Source organism: Corallococcus sp. AS-1-6, assembly GCF_020037015.1.
Classification (GTDB): Bacteria; Myxococcota; Myxococcia; order Myxococcales; family Myxococcaceae; genus Corallococcus.
Genome location: NZ_JAIQDE010000015.1, coordinates 1 through 15,211 on the forward strand (window position 1 = coordinate 1; position 15,211 = coordinate 15,211).

At 71.2% G+C, this 15,211-nt stretch carries 17 protein-coding genes; 8 read left to right on the forward strand and 9 right to left on the reverse strand.

Annotated features, from left to right (window positions below; translation table 11 throughout):
* Positions 1–370: lecithin retinol acyltransferase family protein (locus K8612_RS21140; RefSeq protein WP_223763611.1), on the forward strand; the 370-nt coding region annotated here is incomplete at its 5' end.
* Here the strand turns inward: K8612_RS21140 and K8612_RS21145 are convergent.
* The gene (locus K8612_RS21145) at positions 367–1,125 is read right to left on the reverse strand and encodes a 2OG-Fe(II) oxygenase (RefSeq protein WP_223763612.1); all 759 of its coding nucleotides are present in this window, start codon (positions 1,123–1,125) and stop codon (positions 367–369) included. The genes K8612_RS21140 and K8612_RS21145 overlap by 4 nt on opposite strands.
* An 80-nt stretch (positions 1,126–1,205) precedes the next feature.
* Here K8612_RS21145 and K8612_RS21150 point away from each other — a divergent pair, with 80 nt between their 5' ends.
* The gene (locus K8612_RS21150) at positions 1,206–1,643 is read left to right on the forward strand and encodes an iron chaperone (protein WP_223743503.1); all 438 of its coding nucleotides are present in this window, start codon (positions 1,206–1,208) and stop codon (positions 1,641–1,643) included.
* A 14-nt stretch (positions 1,644–1,657) separates the two neighbouring features.
* Here K8612_RS21150 and K8612_RS21155 read toward each other — a convergent pair whose 3' ends face one another.
* A complete protein-coding gene (locus K8612_RS21155; protein ID WP_223743504.1) occupies positions 1,658–2,377 on the reverse strand; it encodes a DUF2306 domain-containing protein in 720 nt (239 codons plus the stop codon).
* Between the two features lie 139 nt (positions 2,378–2,516).
* On the opposite strand from K8612_RS21155, the gene K8612_RS21160 reads away from it, so the two are divergent.
* The 3 genes from K8612_RS21160 (at position 2,517) to K8612_RS21170 (ending at position 5,770) form a co-directional block, all read left to right on the forward strand.
* Complete coding sequence (locus K8612_RS21160) at positions 2,517–3,680, forward strand: sensor histidine kinase (protein ID WP_223763613.1); 1,164 nt, start codon at positions 2,517–2,519, stop codon at positions 3,678–3,680.
* Positions 3,677–4,324 carry a response regulator transcription factor gene (locus K8612_RS21165; protein ID WP_223763614.1) on the forward strand — a complete coding sequence of 216 codons (648 nt, stop codon included), beginning with the start codon at positions 3,677–3,679 and terminating at the stop codon, positions 4,322–4,324. Before K8612_RS21160 ends, K8612_RS21165 begins: the two co-directional genes overlap by 4 nt.
* A gap of 303 nt (positions 4,325–4,627) precedes the next feature.
* Positions 4,628–5,770, forward strand: coding sequence for a hypothetical protein (locus K8612_RS21170; RefSeq protein WP_223743507.1), 1,143 nt, complete (start codon positions 4,628–4,630; stop codon positions 5,768–5,770).
* A gap of 54 nt (positions 5,771–5,824) precedes the next feature.
* On the opposite strand, the gene K8612_RS21175 is transcribed toward K8612_RS21170, so the two are convergent.
* Positions 5,825–7,069 (reverse strand): MFS transporter, encoded by a 1,245-nt coding sequence (locus K8612_RS21175; protein WP_223763615.1) that lies wholly within the window; start codon positions 7,067–7,069, stop codon positions 5,825–5,827.
* 122 nt (positions 7,070–7,191) lie between these two features.
* On the opposite strand from K8612_RS21175, the gene K8612_RS21180 reads away from it, so the two are divergent.
* Complete coding sequence (locus K8612_RS21180; protein ID WP_223763616.1) at positions 7,192–8,175, forward strand: LysR family transcriptional regulator; 984 nt, start codon at positions 7,192–7,194, stop codon at positions 8,173–8,175.
* 13 nt (positions 8,176–8,188) lie between these two features.
* Here the strand turns inward: K8612_RS21180 and K8612_RS21185 are convergent, their stop codons facing one another.
* Positions 8,189–9,319, reverse strand: coding sequence for a class I SAM-dependent methyltransferase (locus K8612_RS21185; protein ID WP_223743510.1), 1,131 nt, complete (start codon positions 9,317–9,319; stop codon positions 8,189–8,191).
* 31 nt (positions 9,320–9,350) lie between these two features.
* Complete coding sequence (locus tag K8612_RS21190) at positions 9,351–9,845, reverse strand: endonuclease V (protein WP_255652485.1); 495 nt, start codon at positions 9,843–9,845, stop codon at positions 9,351–9,353.
* Between the two features lie 196 nt (positions 9,846–10,041).
* On the opposite strand from K8612_RS21190, the gene K8612_RS21195 reads away from it, so the two are divergent.
* Both K8612_RS21195 and K8612_RS21200 read left to right on the forward strand, forming a co-directional pair.
* Positions 10,042–11,613: a discoidin domain-containing protein gene (locus K8612_RS21195; RefSeq protein ID WP_223763617.1), complete on the forward strand. Its 1,572-nt coding sequence runs from the start codon at positions 10,042–10,044 to the stop codon at positions 11,611–11,613.
* A 56-nt stretch (positions 11,614–11,669) separates the two neighbouring features.
* Entirely contained in the window at positions 11,670–13,103 is a 1,434-nt protein-coding gene (locus tag K8612_RS21200; protein WP_223763618.1) for a glycoside hydrolase family 43 protein, read from the forward strand.
* Between the two features lie 13 nt (positions 13,104–13,116).
* Here K8612_RS21200 and K8612_RS21205 read toward each other — a convergent pair whose 3' ends face one another.
* The 4 genes from K8612_RS21205 to K8612_RS21215 form a co-directional block, all read right to left on the reverse strand.
* On the reverse strand, positions 13,117–13,548 hold the full coding sequence (locus tag K8612_RS21205) for a hypothetical protein (protein ID WP_223763619.1): 432 nt from the start codon (positions 13,546–13,548) through the stop codon (positions 13,117–13,119).
* 192 nt (positions 13,549–13,740) lie between these two features.
* Positions 13,741–13,869: a hypothetical protein gene (locus K8612_RS38980; protein ID WP_255671960.1), complete on the reverse strand. Its 129-nt coding sequence runs from the start codon at positions 13,867–13,869 to the stop codon at positions 13,741–13,743.
* Positions 13,870–13,975: 106 nt separating this feature from the next.
* On the reverse strand, positions 13,976–14,530 hold the full coding sequence (locus K8612_RS21210) for a hypothetical protein (RefSeq protein WP_223743518.1): 555 nt from the start codon (positions 14,528–14,530) through the stop codon (positions 13,976–13,978).
* Between the two features lie 273 nt (positions 14,531–14,803).
* Positions 14,804–15,208 carry a RidA family protein gene (locus tag K8612_RS21215; protein WP_223763620.1) on the reverse strand — a complete coding sequence of 135 codons (405 nt, stop codon included), beginning with the start codon at positions 15,206–15,208 and terminating at the stop codon, positions 14,804–14,806.
* Between the last annotated feature and the right edge of the window lie 3 nt (positions 15,209–15,211).

Genomic DNA, 15,211 nt, shown 5'->3' on the forward strand with positions numbered 1-15,211 from the left:
CGCCAGCAGCGCCGAGAGCGCGAACGACGGAAGCGTGAGGCTTCTCTCGGGAGCGGCGGCTAAACCGGAAGCGGATGATAGCGGGAGAGCGACCTGCGCCAGAGCCATCGAGAAGATCGGCATGGGCGGGTACTCCTTGCTTGATAACAATTGTCAGCACTTCGCCGTCTGGTGCAAGACCGGCGTGGCGATTTCCGGGCAGACGGTTCTTGTCAATGGAGGTGAATCGGATTCGGCCGTTTATCGCGCCGGCATCGAGGCGCCTGCCTTGACAGGCAGGTTGCCGGCGTTGGACAGGGTGCCAGACCTTATGGGTATGTTTGACATTGAAGTGTCGAGAACCCTGTTTGCATCCAACTACCTGCCCTAGCGAAGAAGGGGTGCCCAGAGGGCGCTGTGGGCCTCTGGCGCGTCCGGGGATTCCTCCGCCGTGTAGAAGTAGGCCGCGACCGTGGCCCGTCCCCGCTCTTCGGGACATGCCAGCGCGGCGGGGTGGCCGTGCCAGTGGGTGTCGCCGTGCGCCATCACGACCAGTCTATCGAGCACCGGCGCGATGCGGGCCTCGCACCGGGTGAGGTCGGCGTTCCACAGCTCCAGGTCGCCGCCCCACGCGGGCTCCCAGCCCGGGTTCAGGTAGTAGAGGACCGTCAGCCGCCGTGAGAGCGCTCGGGTGCGGTCGCGGTTGAAGTCCGCGTGGAGCGCCAGATGACCGCCTCTCAACGTGAGGTGCAGCCCGGCGCCCCGGAAGTGCGGATCCGCGATGAGCCCTTTGATGCCCGTGAGCGTCTCCAGGAAGTCGAGGAACGCCATGCCCGAGAGCTCCGCGAGCAGGTGCCGGAGCGCGCCGTGCACGCCTTCGAAGGCCTTGCGCTGAAGCTGTCCCAGGCGGGCCGCCTGCTCCGGATGATCGCGGCGCATCCAGGGGGCCCCGGTCGCGCCCGGAAAGACGCCGGCCAGCTCCGTCGCCAGCCGCTCCCCCAGCAAGCCGTCGATGACGACGTGCGGATGGGGCCGGGCGGTGCCGTAGGTGTCGCGATGCGCCAACGCGAGCGAGCGGAGCGCCGTCCGGCTGAGGAAGAAGCTCGGGCCCCGCAAAGGACCTTCATCGACTGTCGCGACGCTCACGGGCTCTCTTCCGCTGGGGGGCCGGCCATCGATGATGCCATGCTCGTCGCACCCTCGCTTCCGGACAGACAGGAGCCGCCATGGCGACGAAGACCCGAGCCCCGCTGACGATCGACGCCTATCTGGCGGGCGTGACCGACCCGGCGGCGAAGAAGACCCTGAGCGCCCTGCGCGCGCAGTTGCGGAAGCTGCTCCCCAAGGCCACCGAGACCATCAGCTACCAGATGCCCACCTTCAAGGTGGACGGGGTCGCCGTGGCGGGCTTCGCGTTCTTCAAGCACCACTGCGGCTACTACCCCTTCAGCGGCGGCGTGGTGCCGGCGCTGGCGTTGGAGCTGGACGGGTACACCACGTCGAAGAGCGGCGTCACCTTCCTCCCGGACGAGCCGCTCCCGGCGAAGCTGGTGAAGAGGCTGGTGCAGGCGCGGCTCGCGGAGATCGCCACGCGCGGGAAGAAGCCCGCGCCCGCGAAGAAGAAGCCCGCGCCCGCGAAGAAGAAGCCCAACCCGGCCGCATAGGAGCCCCGGGGGGCCTACCTCCCGGCCAGGGGAGACGCAGGGACGGCCGGAGCCGTTGCCGCCGGGGCCTTCCGGGCGAAGCGCTGGCGGTAGTAGCGCGTCCACAGGTTCAGCCCCACCACGCCCACCACCGTGGGGCCCAGGAAGACGGCGAGCTGGAGGCCCTCGATGCCGAGGTGCCTGGCGTTCACCACCAGCGCGGCGGTGATGGTGCCGATGCCCGAGGCCACCATGGCGCCCATGTGCTGGAACCACCAGTGCATGCGGTCCTGCGGCGGCCGCATCCAGTACCAGAGCCCGGTCGCCCCGGAGAAGATGCCCACCGGCGCGAAGCCCCACAGCAGCGGCACGCCCATCCGCAGCCCGTACGCCTCCGTGAAGAGCCCCAGGCACAGGAGCAGCGTGGACAGGCCCACGTCCAGCGGGTGGGTGCTCGCCCCGGTGCGCGCCTTCGTCCTCATCACCCGCACGCCCATGGACGCGGAGGCCGCGCTCAGCACCGCGATGTAGATGAAGAACAGGTCCATGGCCTGCTCCCCCGGGGCCTGGATGAAGCGCCATCCGGAGATGGCCAGCGCGGAGATGGCGGAGGAGATCATCGCGCCCACGTAGACCTGGCCCACGCGCCGGTGCAGGGTGCCTCCCTTGCGCGCCACCAGGGGCAGCCAGAGCGTGACGAATGCGATGATCCCCGACGCGATGTGGAGCCAGCGGGCGAAGAGATAGAGCGACACGGGTGCCTCCGACGTGCTGCGAGTCCGGGACGCAAGGTACGCGCCGGCGCGGGTGCCTCCATCTGGCGGAAGTCATACGGCCCGCATGTGACTTCCGGCACATGGCCCCCCCGCGCCGGGTGGCCTAGGGTCCTCCGCCATGCCCGCGCGGTCCTTCGTGACGAAGCCCCCCACCACCCATCGCATGCTGCTCGTGGCCGGGATGCTCACCTGGGCCGTGGTCGGCTTCGCGCACGCCGAGGACCTGGCGCGGGAGCCCGCGCGGTGGCTGGCTCCGGACACGCTGGCGTGGGCGCTCGCGCTCCTCACCTTCGGTGGCGCGTTCTGGCTCCAGACGCGGGTGCAGGGCCGGGGAGAGCTGCCGCTGCTCGCCGCGCAGACGCTCGCGGCGCTGGTCTGCCTCGCCACGGGGGAGACCGGGCTGGACGGCGCGCTGCTCGCCATCACCGCCGGTCAGGTGCCGGAGATCCTCCCGCAGCGCCGGGCGCTGGCGTGGGTGGGGGCCCAGGTGCTGGGCATGCTCGTCGTGTTCGCGGTCCAGCGCCCGCCGGTCCAGGCCCTGGTGCAGACGCTCATCTACACCGGCTTCCAGGGCTTCACCTTCGGCACGGCCCTGGTGATGGTCCGGGAGGCCGAGGCCCGCCGCGAGCTGGCCCGCGTCCACGCGGAGCTCCAGGCCACCCAGGTGCTGCTCGCCACGCGTGAGCGCGAGGGCGAGCGGCTGCGCATCGCCCGGGAGCTGCATGACTCCGTGGGGCACCACCTCACCGCGCTCAGCCTCAACCTGGAGGCCGCCGCGTACACCGCGAAGGACACGGCCGCCGCCGAGCACCTGCGCCGCGCCCGCGAGGCGGCCCGCACGCTCCTGTCCGAGGTGCGGCGCACGGTGACCGCGCTGCGCGAGGCGCCCATGCCGCTCCTGCCCTCGCTGCGCGCGCTCGCGGAGGGCGCCCCGGGGCTCGCCGTCCACCTGGAGGTCCCCGAGGCGCTGGCCCTGGAGTCCACCGACGCGGCGCACTCGCTGTTCCGCTGCGTGCAGGAGGTCCTCACCAATACGCTGCGCCACGCCGGGGCCCGCAACCTGTGGGTGGTCATCGCCCCCACGGAGGACGGCGGGGTGCGGGTGCACGCGCGGGACGACGGAAGCGGCGCGGTGCGGGTGACGCCCGGCGCGGGGCTCACCGGCATGCGGGAGCGGTTCACCCGGCTGGGCGGGCGCGTGGAGTGGCGCGCGACGGCGGGGCAGGGACTGGAGCTGGAGGCGTGGCTGCCCGCCGCGCGGGAGCGTGGGGTGGGGACATGAAAACGGTCCGCCTGGTGCTCGCGGATGATCACGCCCTGGTGCGCCAGGGCTTGCGCGGCCTGCTGGACCTCACGCCCGACCTGCGGGTGGTGGGCGAGGCCTCGGACGGCGAGGAGGCGCTGCGCAAGGTGGCGGAGCTGGACCCGGACGTGGTGCTCCTGGACGTGCGCATGCCGCGGATGACGGGGCTGGAGGCGCTCCGCGCGCTGCGGCACACGGACGCGGACCGGCGCGTGGTGCTGCTCACGACCTTCGACGAGGACGCCGTCCTCATCGAGGCCCTGCGGCTGGGCGTGCAGGGCTTCCTCCTCAAGGACGTGTCCCTGGAGGAGCTGGCGGAGGCCATCCGGCGCGTCGCCTCCGGTCAGACGCTGCTGCCGCCAGGGGTCGCGGAGCGCGTGGCGCGCGGCATGGCGGAGCTGCCCCGCGACTTCCCCCACGCGGACCTGCCGGAGGGGCTCACCCGCCGCGAGGTGGAGGTGCTGCGCCTCATCGCGCGGGGGCTGAGCAACCGGGAGATCGCCGACGCGCTGGGGACGGCGGAGGGCACGGTGAAGAACCAGACCTCCAGCATCCTGTCCAAGCTGGGCGTCAGGGACCGCACCCGCGCCGTGCTCCGCGCCATGGAGCTGGGCTGTCTCTAGGGCGTGTCCTGATTTTCGACCATGCCCTGGCGGGCGCGACCGGTGCCGGACACTGCGTCTGTCCAGGCCCGGACCGCGCGCCGTGAGGAGGCAGGCGTCCAGGGCATGCGGGAGTCCGTTCCTGGAAGGGCGGCCGTTCCCTGGGGGGCGTTGGGCGGGTCCGTTCGCGCCCATACCCTTGCGGGCCACATCGACCTGAAGCGAGGACCCCCGATGTCAAAACCCCGCTGCTCGTGCCGCTCTCGTTGGATCCGTCTCCCGGTCTTGATGCTCTCACTGCTGTTCTGCAGTGCATGTGAGCCCATGGGAAGGATCGAGTCCCCCGAAACGCAGGCCCTCCCCATGGAGCCCGCCGCTGCTCCCGAAGCGGAGGCGCTTCCTCCCAATCCCCCCGCGCTGCCTCCGGCTCCCGCGGGGCTTCGTCCCGTCGCGGTCTGGGAGGAGATGTTCCAGCAAAGCGGAGGCCGTGAGCACCTGCAGACCTTCCTGCCCTGGAGCAACTCCCGCGATAGCTGGGACTTCTACAACCTGGCCTACGGCCTGGACGCCAACACGGCCATGTACCGGGCCACCGGGAAGCGGGCGTACCTGGACCGGGCCCTGCTCTACGTCAACAACCTGGTGGCCTCCGCCCGCGTCTCCTCGTCGCTTCCCCGGAGCCAGTTCCGGGACGGGTACCTGGGCTGGAGCTCATCCCTGTCCTCCCCGGCCGGGCAGGAGGTGCCGCTCTATGAGACCTATTGCTGGCGCTACGTGACGCGCATGCTGCGCGTCATCCGCGAGACGCCGGACCTCTACGCCTCCGCCACCTACCGCAAGCAGTACGACCGGCTGCTGGCGTTCACCGAGCGGAACATCTTCGACAAGTGGTTCCAGCGTGGGGCGAATGACTTCGTCTACCGCAACCGCACGCACATGGCCGCGCACTGGGCCTTCATCGCCATGGACCTGTCGCGGATGACCAACGACCCGGCGCGCAAGGCCCGCTACCTGGAGGTCTTCGACAACATCAACCACGGCATGCCGAACTTCCCGTCCTCCCTGCGCGACAAGCTGTCGCCCAACCCCGACCACCCGGCCGCCTGGTTCTGGAACGACAAGTGGGACACCGACGTCCAGCCCGGCCAGGACGTGGCGCACGCGAACAACGTGGTGGCGTTCATCGTCGAGGCCCACGACGCGGGCATGGAGTGGACGGACGCGGACATCCGCCGCTTCGTCGTGACGCTCAACACCGTCATCTGGCCCTCGCCCAGGGTGTACGCGGAATACGTGGACGGCACCGGGCAGGGGGATGGCTGGTTCAACGACGGGCTGATGAAGCTGGGCCGCTACGACGTCAACCTCCAGCGCCGGCTGGAGCAGCATCGCGTGGGCCAGAACAGCCAGTTCTTCGCCAACGCCGCGCTCAACGTGCGGATCCTTTCCGAACAGGCCGTGCAGTAGCGGGGCAGGGGCGCCCCGTCCCCAGTGAGGGGACGGGGCGGGGTGCCGGCGCCGTCAGCGGGCCGCCGGGAGCAGCCGGACGCCCAGGGCCGCCAGCGCGGAGGCCGTCGCCAGCACCGTCACGCCCACCCAGCCCCACCACGCCAGCACCAGGCTGCCTGTCGCCGCGCCAACGGACATGCCGAGGAACACGCCGACGAACAGCACCGCGTTGAGGCGGCTGCGGGCGGCGGGCTCGATGCCGAAGACGAGGGTCTGATGCGCGACGAGCGTCATCTGCGCCCCCAGGTCGAAGCCCACCGCGCTGGCGCCAATCAGCCACAGCCGGTGATGGGGCTCGAGCCACGGCGCCGCGAACATGGTGGCGAAGGAGAGGACGGTCAGCCCCGCGCCCAGGCGGGTGACGCGCTCCGGCCCGTAGCGATCCGCGATGCGGCCCGCCACAGGAGCGCCCAGCGCCCCCGCCGCGCCCGCCAGCCCGAAGGCGCCGGCCGCCGCGCTCCCCAGGTGGAACGGGGCGCCATGCAGCATCACGGCGAGCGTGGACCAGAACGCGCTGAAGCCAATGGAGAGCAGCCCCTGGGCCAGCGCCGCCCGGCGCAGGGCGCCATGCTTGCGCCACAGGCCCGCCAGCGAACCCAGCAGGGCGCCGTAGGAGAGCGTGTTGGTCGGGTGGAAGCGGGGCAGGCCGCGCCAGGCCGCCACGCCGATGAAGGCCACGCTGGCGGCGGCGACCCCGTACATGGCGCGCCAGCCGAAGCGCTCGGCCACCACGCCGCTGATGACGCGGGACAGGAGGATGCCGAGCAGCAGGCCCGTCATCACCGTGCCCACCACCTTGCCGCGCTCGTGCTCGGGGGCCAGGGTCGCGGCGGCCGGGACGATGTCCTGCGCCACCGTCGCCGTCAGGCCCACGGCGAAGCTCACCATCAGCAGCAGTTGGATGTCCGGGGCCAGGCCGCCCAGCAGCAGCGCCCCGCTCAAGAGCGCGGCCTTGATGAGGATGATGCGGCGCCGGTCGAAGCGGTCGCCCAGCGGCGTCAGCAGCAGGATGCCCAGCGCGTAGCCCAACTGCGTGAGCATGGGCACCAGGCCCACCGCGGTGCCGGAGGCGCCCAGGGTGGACCCCATCACCCCCAGCATCGGCTGGCTGTAATAGATGGACGCCACCGACAGGCCCGCGCTCGTGGCCAGCAGCAGGCGCAGTCCCTGCGACAGGGAGGCGCGGGGGGCGGAGACCGCCGGTGAGGGGAGGGCGCCGGCTCCGGCGGTTCCATGTACGACGCGAATGAAGGACATGACGTTCACCTCGGGTGCTGCGCGATGAGGTGACAGTGCGCCAGAGGGGACGGGGACGGTAGACGCGTGCGCCGTACAGCGGTTATACGCGTTGCGTATCACCCCGCCTGGAGCAGGTCCTCATGCCCCACCCCTCGAAGCCGGCCCGGCGGCGCGGAGCCCCGCCGAGGCTTCCCGTGCCCGCCAGCGCCGACCGGCTGGAGCTGATGCAGACGTTCATCCGCATCGTGGACGCGGGGAGCCTGTCCTCCGCCGCCGCGCAACTGGGCACCACGCAGCCGACGGTGAGCCGCCGGCTCCAGGCGCTCGAGCGGTCGCTGGGGCTGCGGCTGCTCCAGCGCTCCACCCACGCGATGAAGCTCACCGAGGACGGCGCGCGCTGCTACGAGCGGGCGAAGGAGCTGCTGGCAAGCTGGGCCCTGTTCGAGTCCGACCTGCGCGGCGCGAGCGACGAGCCGGAGGGCACGTTGCGCGTCGTGGTGCCCCACGCGTTCGGGCAGGAGCTGCTGGTGGCGCCGCTGACGGAGTACCTGGGCCGCCACCCGCGAGTCTCCGTCGAGTGGCTGCTGCATGACCGGCCGGTGGACTTCATCGCGGACGGCATCGACTGCGCCATCCACGTCGGCGAGGTGCAGGACCCCAGCGTGGTGGCGATCCGCGTGGCGGAGGTGCCTCGCATCGTCGTGGCCGCGCCCTCGGTGCTGGCGGGAGGGCCCCTGCCGGCGCACCCCGACGCGCTCGCGAGGCTGCCCTGGCTGTCCCTGCGCACGTTCTACCGCCACGAAATCCCGCTGACCCACGTGGCCACCGGCGAGGTCCAGCCCATCGTCTTCCAGCCGCGCGTGAGCACGGACAGCCTCTATGCCCTGCGCAGCGCCGCGGTGATGGGCCTGGGCGTCTGCGTGGGTTCGTCCTGGGTGCTCCAGGAGGAGCTCCGGCGCGGGCGGCTCCTGCACCTGGTGCCGGAGTGGCGGGCCGCGCCGCTACCCATGTATCTGCTCTATCCCTCCGCGCGCTTCCATCCGGCGAGGCTGCGCCGGTTCGTGGCGTGGATGCGGGAGCGGATTCCCGCGGCCCTGGAGGTGGCCACGCGAACCGCTTCCTGAGGGCGCGCCCTGGCTACCTGGCGGTGGGCACCAGGCCGTAGAGGGTGGTGACCTCGCGGGAGCGCGCGGCGTGCAGGGGGTCCGCCTTGTCCTTCGCCTTGGAGTGCCGCGCCGGGGTGGACCTTCGCCACGCCACCGTCAGGCCGCAGCGCTCGAACTGCTCCTCCAGCCACCCGGGCGGGCGCAGGCCCAGCAGCACCGCCAGGTCCGAGAGGATCAGCAACCCCTCTCCGCCCGGGTTCAGCGCGGCGGGGAGCCCTTCGAGGAAGCGGCGCAGGAACTGGCTGTCCTCGTCGAACACCGCGCGGTCCACCCGGTTCTTCGGCGGCTCGGGGATCCACGGCGGGTTGCAGACGACGAGGTCCGCTCGTCCCTCCGGGAACAGGTCCGCCTCCGCCACCTGGAAGCGCTGGGAGAGGCCCAGCCGCTCCGCGTTCTCCCGTGCGCACGCCACCGCGCGGGAGTCGCAGTCCGTGGCCTGCGCGAACGCCGCGCCGCGCTGCAGGAGGAGGAAGGACAGCACGCCGGTGCCGGTGCCCACGTCGAACACGCGCTTGCCCTTCACGTCCGGCACGGCCGCCAGCAGCTCCACGTAGTCCGTGCGCGTGGGCAGGTAGACGCCGTAGTGCGGGTGGAGCAGCCCCTTCAGCCCCGGGACCTCCAGGCCCTTGCGCCGCCACTCCGCGGCCCCGAGCATGCCGAGCAACTGCTTGAGCGGCACGACGGTGAAGTCCTCCGTGGGCTCGCCCCAGACCTGCCGGCACGCCTCCGCGACGTCCGGCGCGCGCGCCAGCTCCAGGCGGTAGCCGCGGTCCAGCGCGACGACGATGCGCGACAGCGTCGCGTGCTCCTGCTGCCGCGCGCGGCGCTCGGCCCGGAACGCCTCCAGCGGTGAGCGGGCCTGCCAGGGCTGTTCGAGCCGCCGGCCCAGCGCGCCCAGCAGTTGCTTCGCGTTGTGGAAGTCGCCGGTGTAGCGCAGGAACTCGCCCCGGCGGACGCGCTTGAGCGCGGTGTCGGCGCGGAGGGTGTCGTCCACGGGCGACAGGCGCGTGGGCGCGGGCTCGTCACTCTCCGAGTGCCAGGTGAACGCGGCGCCGGGCGGAAGCTCGAAGGGCGAGGCGGTGGGGCGGCGGGGGCGGTCCATGGCGCTGGGCTAGCACGTCCTTGGCGCTCCGTCAGGGCTCACGGCACAGCCGGTCCACCTGCTTGAGCAGCGTCGGCATGCGCGAGGGGCCGTGCATCCGCCGGATGTGCTCCGCGGCGGTCGCGGTCTCCATGCCGATGGCCGTGACGAGCAGGGGACGCAGGCTCTGTCCCCGCACGATGGGCAGGGCCGGGCCGGTGGTGACATAGGGCGTCTTGGCCACGCCGATGACGGGCACCGCGCCGCAGAGCGCCTCGTACAGGTGGGCGCCCAGGCCGGGCACGCCCTGCCCGAGCCACACGTAGCCATCCACGACGATGGCCTCCAGCGGTTCCTTCACGTCCGCGAGCACCCGCAGCAGGTGCGGCAGCTCGCGGCGGTAGAACTGGCCGGGCTCGTAGGGGGCCGCGATGGGGCCCCGGTCCACCAGGTGCCCGGCCTCCCGGGCGTCCGTCCACTGGCGGAAGAGGACGCACGCGGCCACGGTGACGTCAGGGCGGTAGTCCACGTCCACGCAGGCGAGCATCCGGTCCTCCTCGGGGGCCGCCCACGCTACCGCTGATCCACCGGACGCGGAGCCGCACTTCCGCGAACAGCCGCCCACGGCCTGGTTGGCTGTTGTCCCCGGCATATTCCAATTAGTCTGGACATGATTGACTCGCTGGTTTCCGTGCTCGCAATGTCTCTCTGTCGCCCACGCTGGCGACAGGGGGAGCACCACCATGCCGAAGTCGAAGCACCTCGCGTCCTGCCTTGCCCTCGCGCTGGCCACGGTCTCGCCAGTGGCCCTCGCGGATTCGGCCATCTACGGCGGCGGCCCGTTCTATTCGGGCGGCACCGCGGTGATGAACGACCTGCGCGGCTCGGGCTTCACCACCGTCATCCTCTGGAGCTTCCACATCGAGGACAACGGCGACCTCGTCTACAACGACATCCCGGTGGTCAGGAATGGCGCCTACATCGGTGACCCGGCCTGGCCCACGCGGCTGGCCACGCTCAAGACGGCGCCGACCTCGGTCAATCGCATCGAGGTGTCCATTGGCGCCTGGAGCGTCCCCGACTTCGAGCGCATGGCCCGGCTGGTCAACGGCACCGCCGCCGGCTGCGGCAGCACGCTCGTCTGCGGCACCGGGACCAACAGCATCCTGTACCGCAACTTCCAGGCGCTGAAGGCCGCCACCGGCGCGGACGCGGTCAACTTCGACGACGAGAGCGCCTACGACCTCGCTCCGACCACGCAGTTCGGACAGATGCTCATCGGCCAGGGCTTCAAGATCACCTTCGCGCCCTACACCCAGCAGACCTTCTGGCGGAGCCTGAAGGACAACCTCGGCGCCGCGGTCGACACCATCTACCTCCAGGTCTACGACGGCGGCGCCGGCAACAACCCCGCGAGCTGGAACACCGCGATGGGCATGACCGTCGACCCGGGCCTGTGGTCGCGCCACGGCACCAACTGCGCCAGCGGCGACAGCCCTGCTTCCGTGCAGAGCCGCATGAGCACCTGGAAGAGCAGCGCCGGCATCCACGGCGGCTTCATCTGGCTGTACGACGACATCCAGAAGTGCGTGGCGCAGGGCACGAGCGCGCAGTACGCGGCGGCCATCAACACGGCGGTCAGCGGCAACACCCCGCCCGTGGCCAACTTCAGCGTCACCGTGAGCGGGCTCACCGCGACCTTCAGCGACGCCTCCAGCGACAGCGACGGCACCATCGCCTCGCGAAGCTGGAGCTTCGGCGACGGCGGCGGCTCGACCGCGACGAACCCCAGCCGCGTCTATGCCAGCGGCGGCAACTACCCCGTCAGCCTGACCGTGACGGACAACGGCGGCGCCAGCCACACCCGGACGCAGACGGTCTCGGTCGGCGCGGGCTACGCCAACCTGGCCCTCAACAAGCCGGCGACCGGCTCCACCGCCTGCAACAGCAGCGAGACGCCGGCCCGCGCGGTCAACGGGAGCGTCTCCGGCGGCACCACCGACAAGTTCTGCTCGCTGGTGTCCGGCGCCTGGCTGCAGGTGGACCTGGGCTCGGTGCAGACGGTCAGCAGCTTCACCGTCCAGCACGCCGGCGCGGGCGGCGAGGCGAGCACCTGGAACACCCGGGCCTTCACCCTCCAGACCTCCAGCAACGGCACGACCTGGAGCACCCCGGTGACGGTGACCAGCAACACCGCCAACACCTCCACCCACGCCATCAGCCCCACGTCCGCGCGCTACATCAAGCTCAACGTGACCACCCCGTCCCAGAACGGCGACCCGGCGACGCGCATCTACGAGCTGGAGGTTCGCTAACCAGTAAAAACTGATAAAATGGACTTCCAAGTCTTCGCGGGCCCGGAGGTCCATCGATGAAGAACCCCCTGTTGTCTTCCGCCGTCGTCCTCGCCGCGCTCGCGGCGGGGTGTGGTGAGGAGCGCCTCGACGGCGCCCTGATGGACGAGGCTCCCGTGGCCACGTCCAGCGGGGCGCTCGCGTGCTCGACGCGCATCACGTACGGGGACCGGTGGATCCACCCCGGGCACCCGGAGCAGTACGACGTCGCGAGCGGCCTGGTGACCTGGGACGGCAGTTGCGTCAACGAAGGCACCAACTCCTACGCGGTGTTGTCGAACGGCTGGAAGCCGTACTTCACCGGGTCCAACGCCTGTGTGATGGCGCTCGACACGGACTGCTCCGGCGCCACCGCCTGCGCGACGCGCGTCACCTACGCTTCGACGTGGCTGCACCCCTCGGGGCACCCGGCCCAGTACGACGACGTGGGGGGCCGCGTGACGTGGGACCGGGGCTGCATCAACGCCTCGCCCAACTCGTACACGGTGCTGTCGAACGACTGGTCGCCGTACTTCAGCGGCACCAACGCGTGCGGCCTCTCGCTGCGCTACACGGGCTGTGGCGGGCTCTACCAGAACCCCGTGGTGCCCGTGGACTGCGCGGACCCGGGCGTCATCCATGACGGCACGCAGTACGTCGCGGCCTGCACGTCCGGGGGCGCGGCCAATGCGTTCCCGCTGCGCACGTCCAGGGACCTGGTCACCTGGACGGCGGCCGGCAACATCTTCCCCTCCACGCGCCGTCCGACGTGGGCCACGGGGGACTTCTGGGCGCCGGAGATCCACAAGGTGGGCGGCCGGTTCGTCGCGTACTTCACCGCGCGCCACCAGGACGGGAAGCTGTCCATTGGCGCCGCGACGGCCACCAGCGCGCTGGGGCCCTTCACGGACCTGGGCCAGCCGCTGGTGCATGACGTGGGCATGGGGATGATCGACGCCACGTTCTTCCAGGACACCGCGGGCGTGCCCTACCTGGTGTGGAAGGCGGACGGGAACGCGGTGGGGCAGCCCACGCCCATCTACGGGCAGGCGCTGTCGGCGGATGGGCTGTCGCTCACCGGCACGCGCCGCACGCTCATGAGCAACACGCTCTCCTGGGAGGGCGGCGTCGTCGAGGCGCCGTGGGTCGTCGCGCGGGGCGGCTCCTACTACCTCTTCTACAGCGGCAACTCGTACGCCAACAGCACCTACGCCGTGGGCGTGGCCCGGGCCACGAGTCCGCTGGGGCCCTACACGAAGCTGGGCAACCCCATCCTCAAGACGGGCGGCGGCTGGGTGGGGCCCGGCCACAACTCGGTGGTCACCGGCCCCGGCGGGGACACGGTCATGGTCTACCACGCGTGGAACAGCGCCCACACGGCCCGGGTGATGCTCGTGGACGCCATCACCTGGCCCAACGGCTGGCCCGCGGTCCCGGAAGCGCCTTCCTCCGGTTCGCGGCCGATGCCGTAGACGACGCGCGCGGTCACCCGGCGTCGGTGATGCGCGCCAGCAGCTCGCCCAGCAGCGCGCTTTCGCCCGGGGTCAGGACGGTGAGCCGGTCCAGGGAGGCTCGCAGCGTGGTGGCCGCTGCACGGGCCTCCGTGTGCGCCGGCGACGCCGCCTCGGTGGTGATCGCGGCCAGGACCGTCTCTCGCGCGGCGTCGGACAGCTTGAGGTCGCGGTGCCGTTCGGGCTGGCGCAGGAGCGTGAGCACCGCGCCGTTGCACATCGACGACACGAGCCCGAGCGCCCGCTCCTCACTGACCCGCGGCCGGCCCGCGAGCGCGATGTTCCGGATGCGGCGCCGCAGGATGTCGTTGCCGGTGCTGACCCCGGAGGACTCGGGCGCCGGCTCCAGGTCGCTGCACATGAGCGCGAACAGCCCTGGATGGCTGAGCCCGAAGGCGACGTGCATGTCCCAGCCCAGCGGAGGCGGCGGCGGTGGTCCTGACGAACGAGGGGCGGTTCGACGGGCCGACGCCGCCGCTCACGGCGTCGCAGGCGCTCGACTTCGGTGAGCTGTGCGAGGTCGCGTCGGGCATCCTCGGACGCCCCCTCCGCCGGAGCACCGTGTCGGAGGACGCGGCGCGGCGCGGCCGGGTGACGCTCAGGGCGCGGGGATGGACTTCAGCTCTCCGGGCCCGAGCAGCGCCACGCCCGGCGCCTGCTCCACCCGCCAAAGACAGTCAGCGGACGCGGGCGGCGTCATCGAGTTCCCGTTGGGTGGTGGCGACACGCCAATGCCAATGCTCGCGCCTCATGGGTCGTCTCCCGGGAGCAAAGCCATCCTCGGGCACCGCCCGAGGCCTCTTGCGAGGGCCCCGGGCGGCGTGAGGCTCACGTCACTGCATGATGGTGACGATCTGCGCCTGGCAGGTGTTGACGTCGATGAAGGAGTTGATGGTGTCGAGCGCACAGACGGCGCCGCCGTAGGTGCCGTAATAGACCGTCGCGGTGCAGGTCCCGGCGGAGTCCGCGATGTCCACGCGCCAGACGCACGTCTTCACGCCGGCCGGGTTCGCCGGGTCGACCGTCCAGTAGTACTGCTGGGAGAACGACGGGGCCGGCGCGGGGGCGCTGATCTGGAACCCGCCCAGGTTCGCGGTGGGCACGGGATAGGGCGAGAACACGCCGTTGAACGTGCCGTTCACGACCTGGAGGCCCAGGGAGATGGTGGCGCCGCTCTGGTTGGAGACGAAGAAGTTCTCCAGGGCCGCGCCAATGGACGCGCCGCCCTTCACCTGCGGAACTTCGAACGCGCCCTCGCGAACGCTGACGTACTCGCTGCGCTGCGACAGGAAGTCAGGGAACCCGAGGTCGGCCGGGCCGGCGAGGGCAACCGACGGCGCGAGGGACAACAGGGAGGCGGCCAGGAAACGCTTCACGTTCCTCGTCATGGACTACTCCTGAGTTGATTGTGTGGGGTTGGCCGAAGCCGCCGCATTCCTAACACTGGTCTGTATTTAACTGCAAATCAGAACGAGCAAAACGGGTGATTCCCGTGTGTGCGGAGGATTGCGATCTGGCCGTGTTGCACAGCGCGTTGGAGGCGCGGCTAGGGGGTTTCCACGGGTCTGCGCATACACGGCCGTCTGGGGTCGGCGCGCCCCCTCCGGGCGGGTAGGGTGGCGGGGAGTCCAAACACAGACGGGCAATGTGTCTGTTTAAGCTCAGCCCACGACGGCCGTGGCTTCGACCTCGACCAGGACGCCCGGCTCGTAGAGCACCGAGACGCCGATCAGCGAGGCCGGCGCTGGCGTGATCTTCAACTCCCTGGCGACCTGCTCGAGACCGGCGAGGAAGGCCGGCATCGATTCGAGCTTCCAATCGACCACGTAGATGGTCAGCCGGACCACGTCGTCGAACGTCGCCCCGGCGGCGGCGAGGGCGATGGCGACGTTGCGGTAGGCCTGGGCCACCTGTCCGGCCAGGTCGCCGCGAGCCACCAACTGGCCCTCCGCGTCGTACGCCACCTGTCCCGCGATGTGCACCTGCCGGGTTCCGGTGGCGATGGCCACCTGCCGGTACACGTCGGGCTTCATGATTCCTTCGGGGTTGAGCAGGGTCACGGGCATGGA

Coding starts and splice junctions, on each gene's coding strand:
- K8612_RS21150 (WP_223743503.1), top strand. CDS start 1,206: ATGGCGACGAAGACCCGAGCCCCGCTGACGATCGACGCCTATCTGGCG.
- K8612_RS21160 (WP_223763613.1), top strand. CDS start 2,517: ATGCCCGCGCGGTCCTTCGTGACGAAGCCCCCCACCACCCATCGCATG.
- K8612_RS21165 (WP_223763614.1), top strand. CDS start 3,677: ATGAAAACGGTCCGCCTGGTGCTCGCGGATGATCACGCCCTGGTGCGC.
- K8612_RS21170 (WP_223743507.1), top strand. CDS start 4,628: ATGGGAAGGATCGAGTCCCCCGAAACGCAGGCCCTCCCCATGGAGCCC.
- K8612_RS21175 (WP_223763615.1), bottom strand. CDS start 7,069: ATGTCCTTCATTCGCGTCGTACATGGAACCGCCGGAGCCGGCGCCCTC.
- K8612_RS21180 (WP_223763616.1), top strand. CDS start 7,192: ATGCCCCACCCCTCGAAGCCGGCCCGGCGGCGCGGAGCCCCGCCGAGG.
- K8612_RS21185 (WP_223743510.1), bottom strand. CDS start 9,319: ATGGACCGCCCCCGCCGCCCCACCGCCTCGCCCTTCGAGCTTCCGCCC.
- K8612_RS21190 (WP_255652485.1), bottom strand. CDS start 9,845: ATGCTCGCCTGCGTGGACGTGGACTACCGCCCTGACGTCACCGTGGCC.
- K8612_RS21195 (WP_223763617.1), top strand. CDS start 10,042: ATGCCGAAGTCGAAGCACCTCGCGTCCTGCCTTGCCCTCGCGCTGGCC.
- K8612_RS21200 (WP_223763618.1), top strand. CDS start 11,670: ATGAAGAACCCCCTGTTGTCTTCCGCCGTCGTCCTCGCCGCGCTCGCG.
- K8612_RS21205 (WP_223763619.1), bottom strand. CDS start 13,548: ATGCACGTCGCCTTCGGGCTCAGCCATCCAGGGCTGTTCGCGCTCATG.
- K8612_RS21210 (WP_223743518.1), bottom strand. CDS start 14,530: ATGACGAGGAACGTGAAGCGTTTCCTGGCCGCCTCCCTGTTGTCCCTC.
- K8612_RS21215 (WP_223763620.1), bottom strand. CDS start 15,208: ATGCCCGTGACCCTGCTCAACCCCGAAGGAATCATGAAGCCCGACGTG.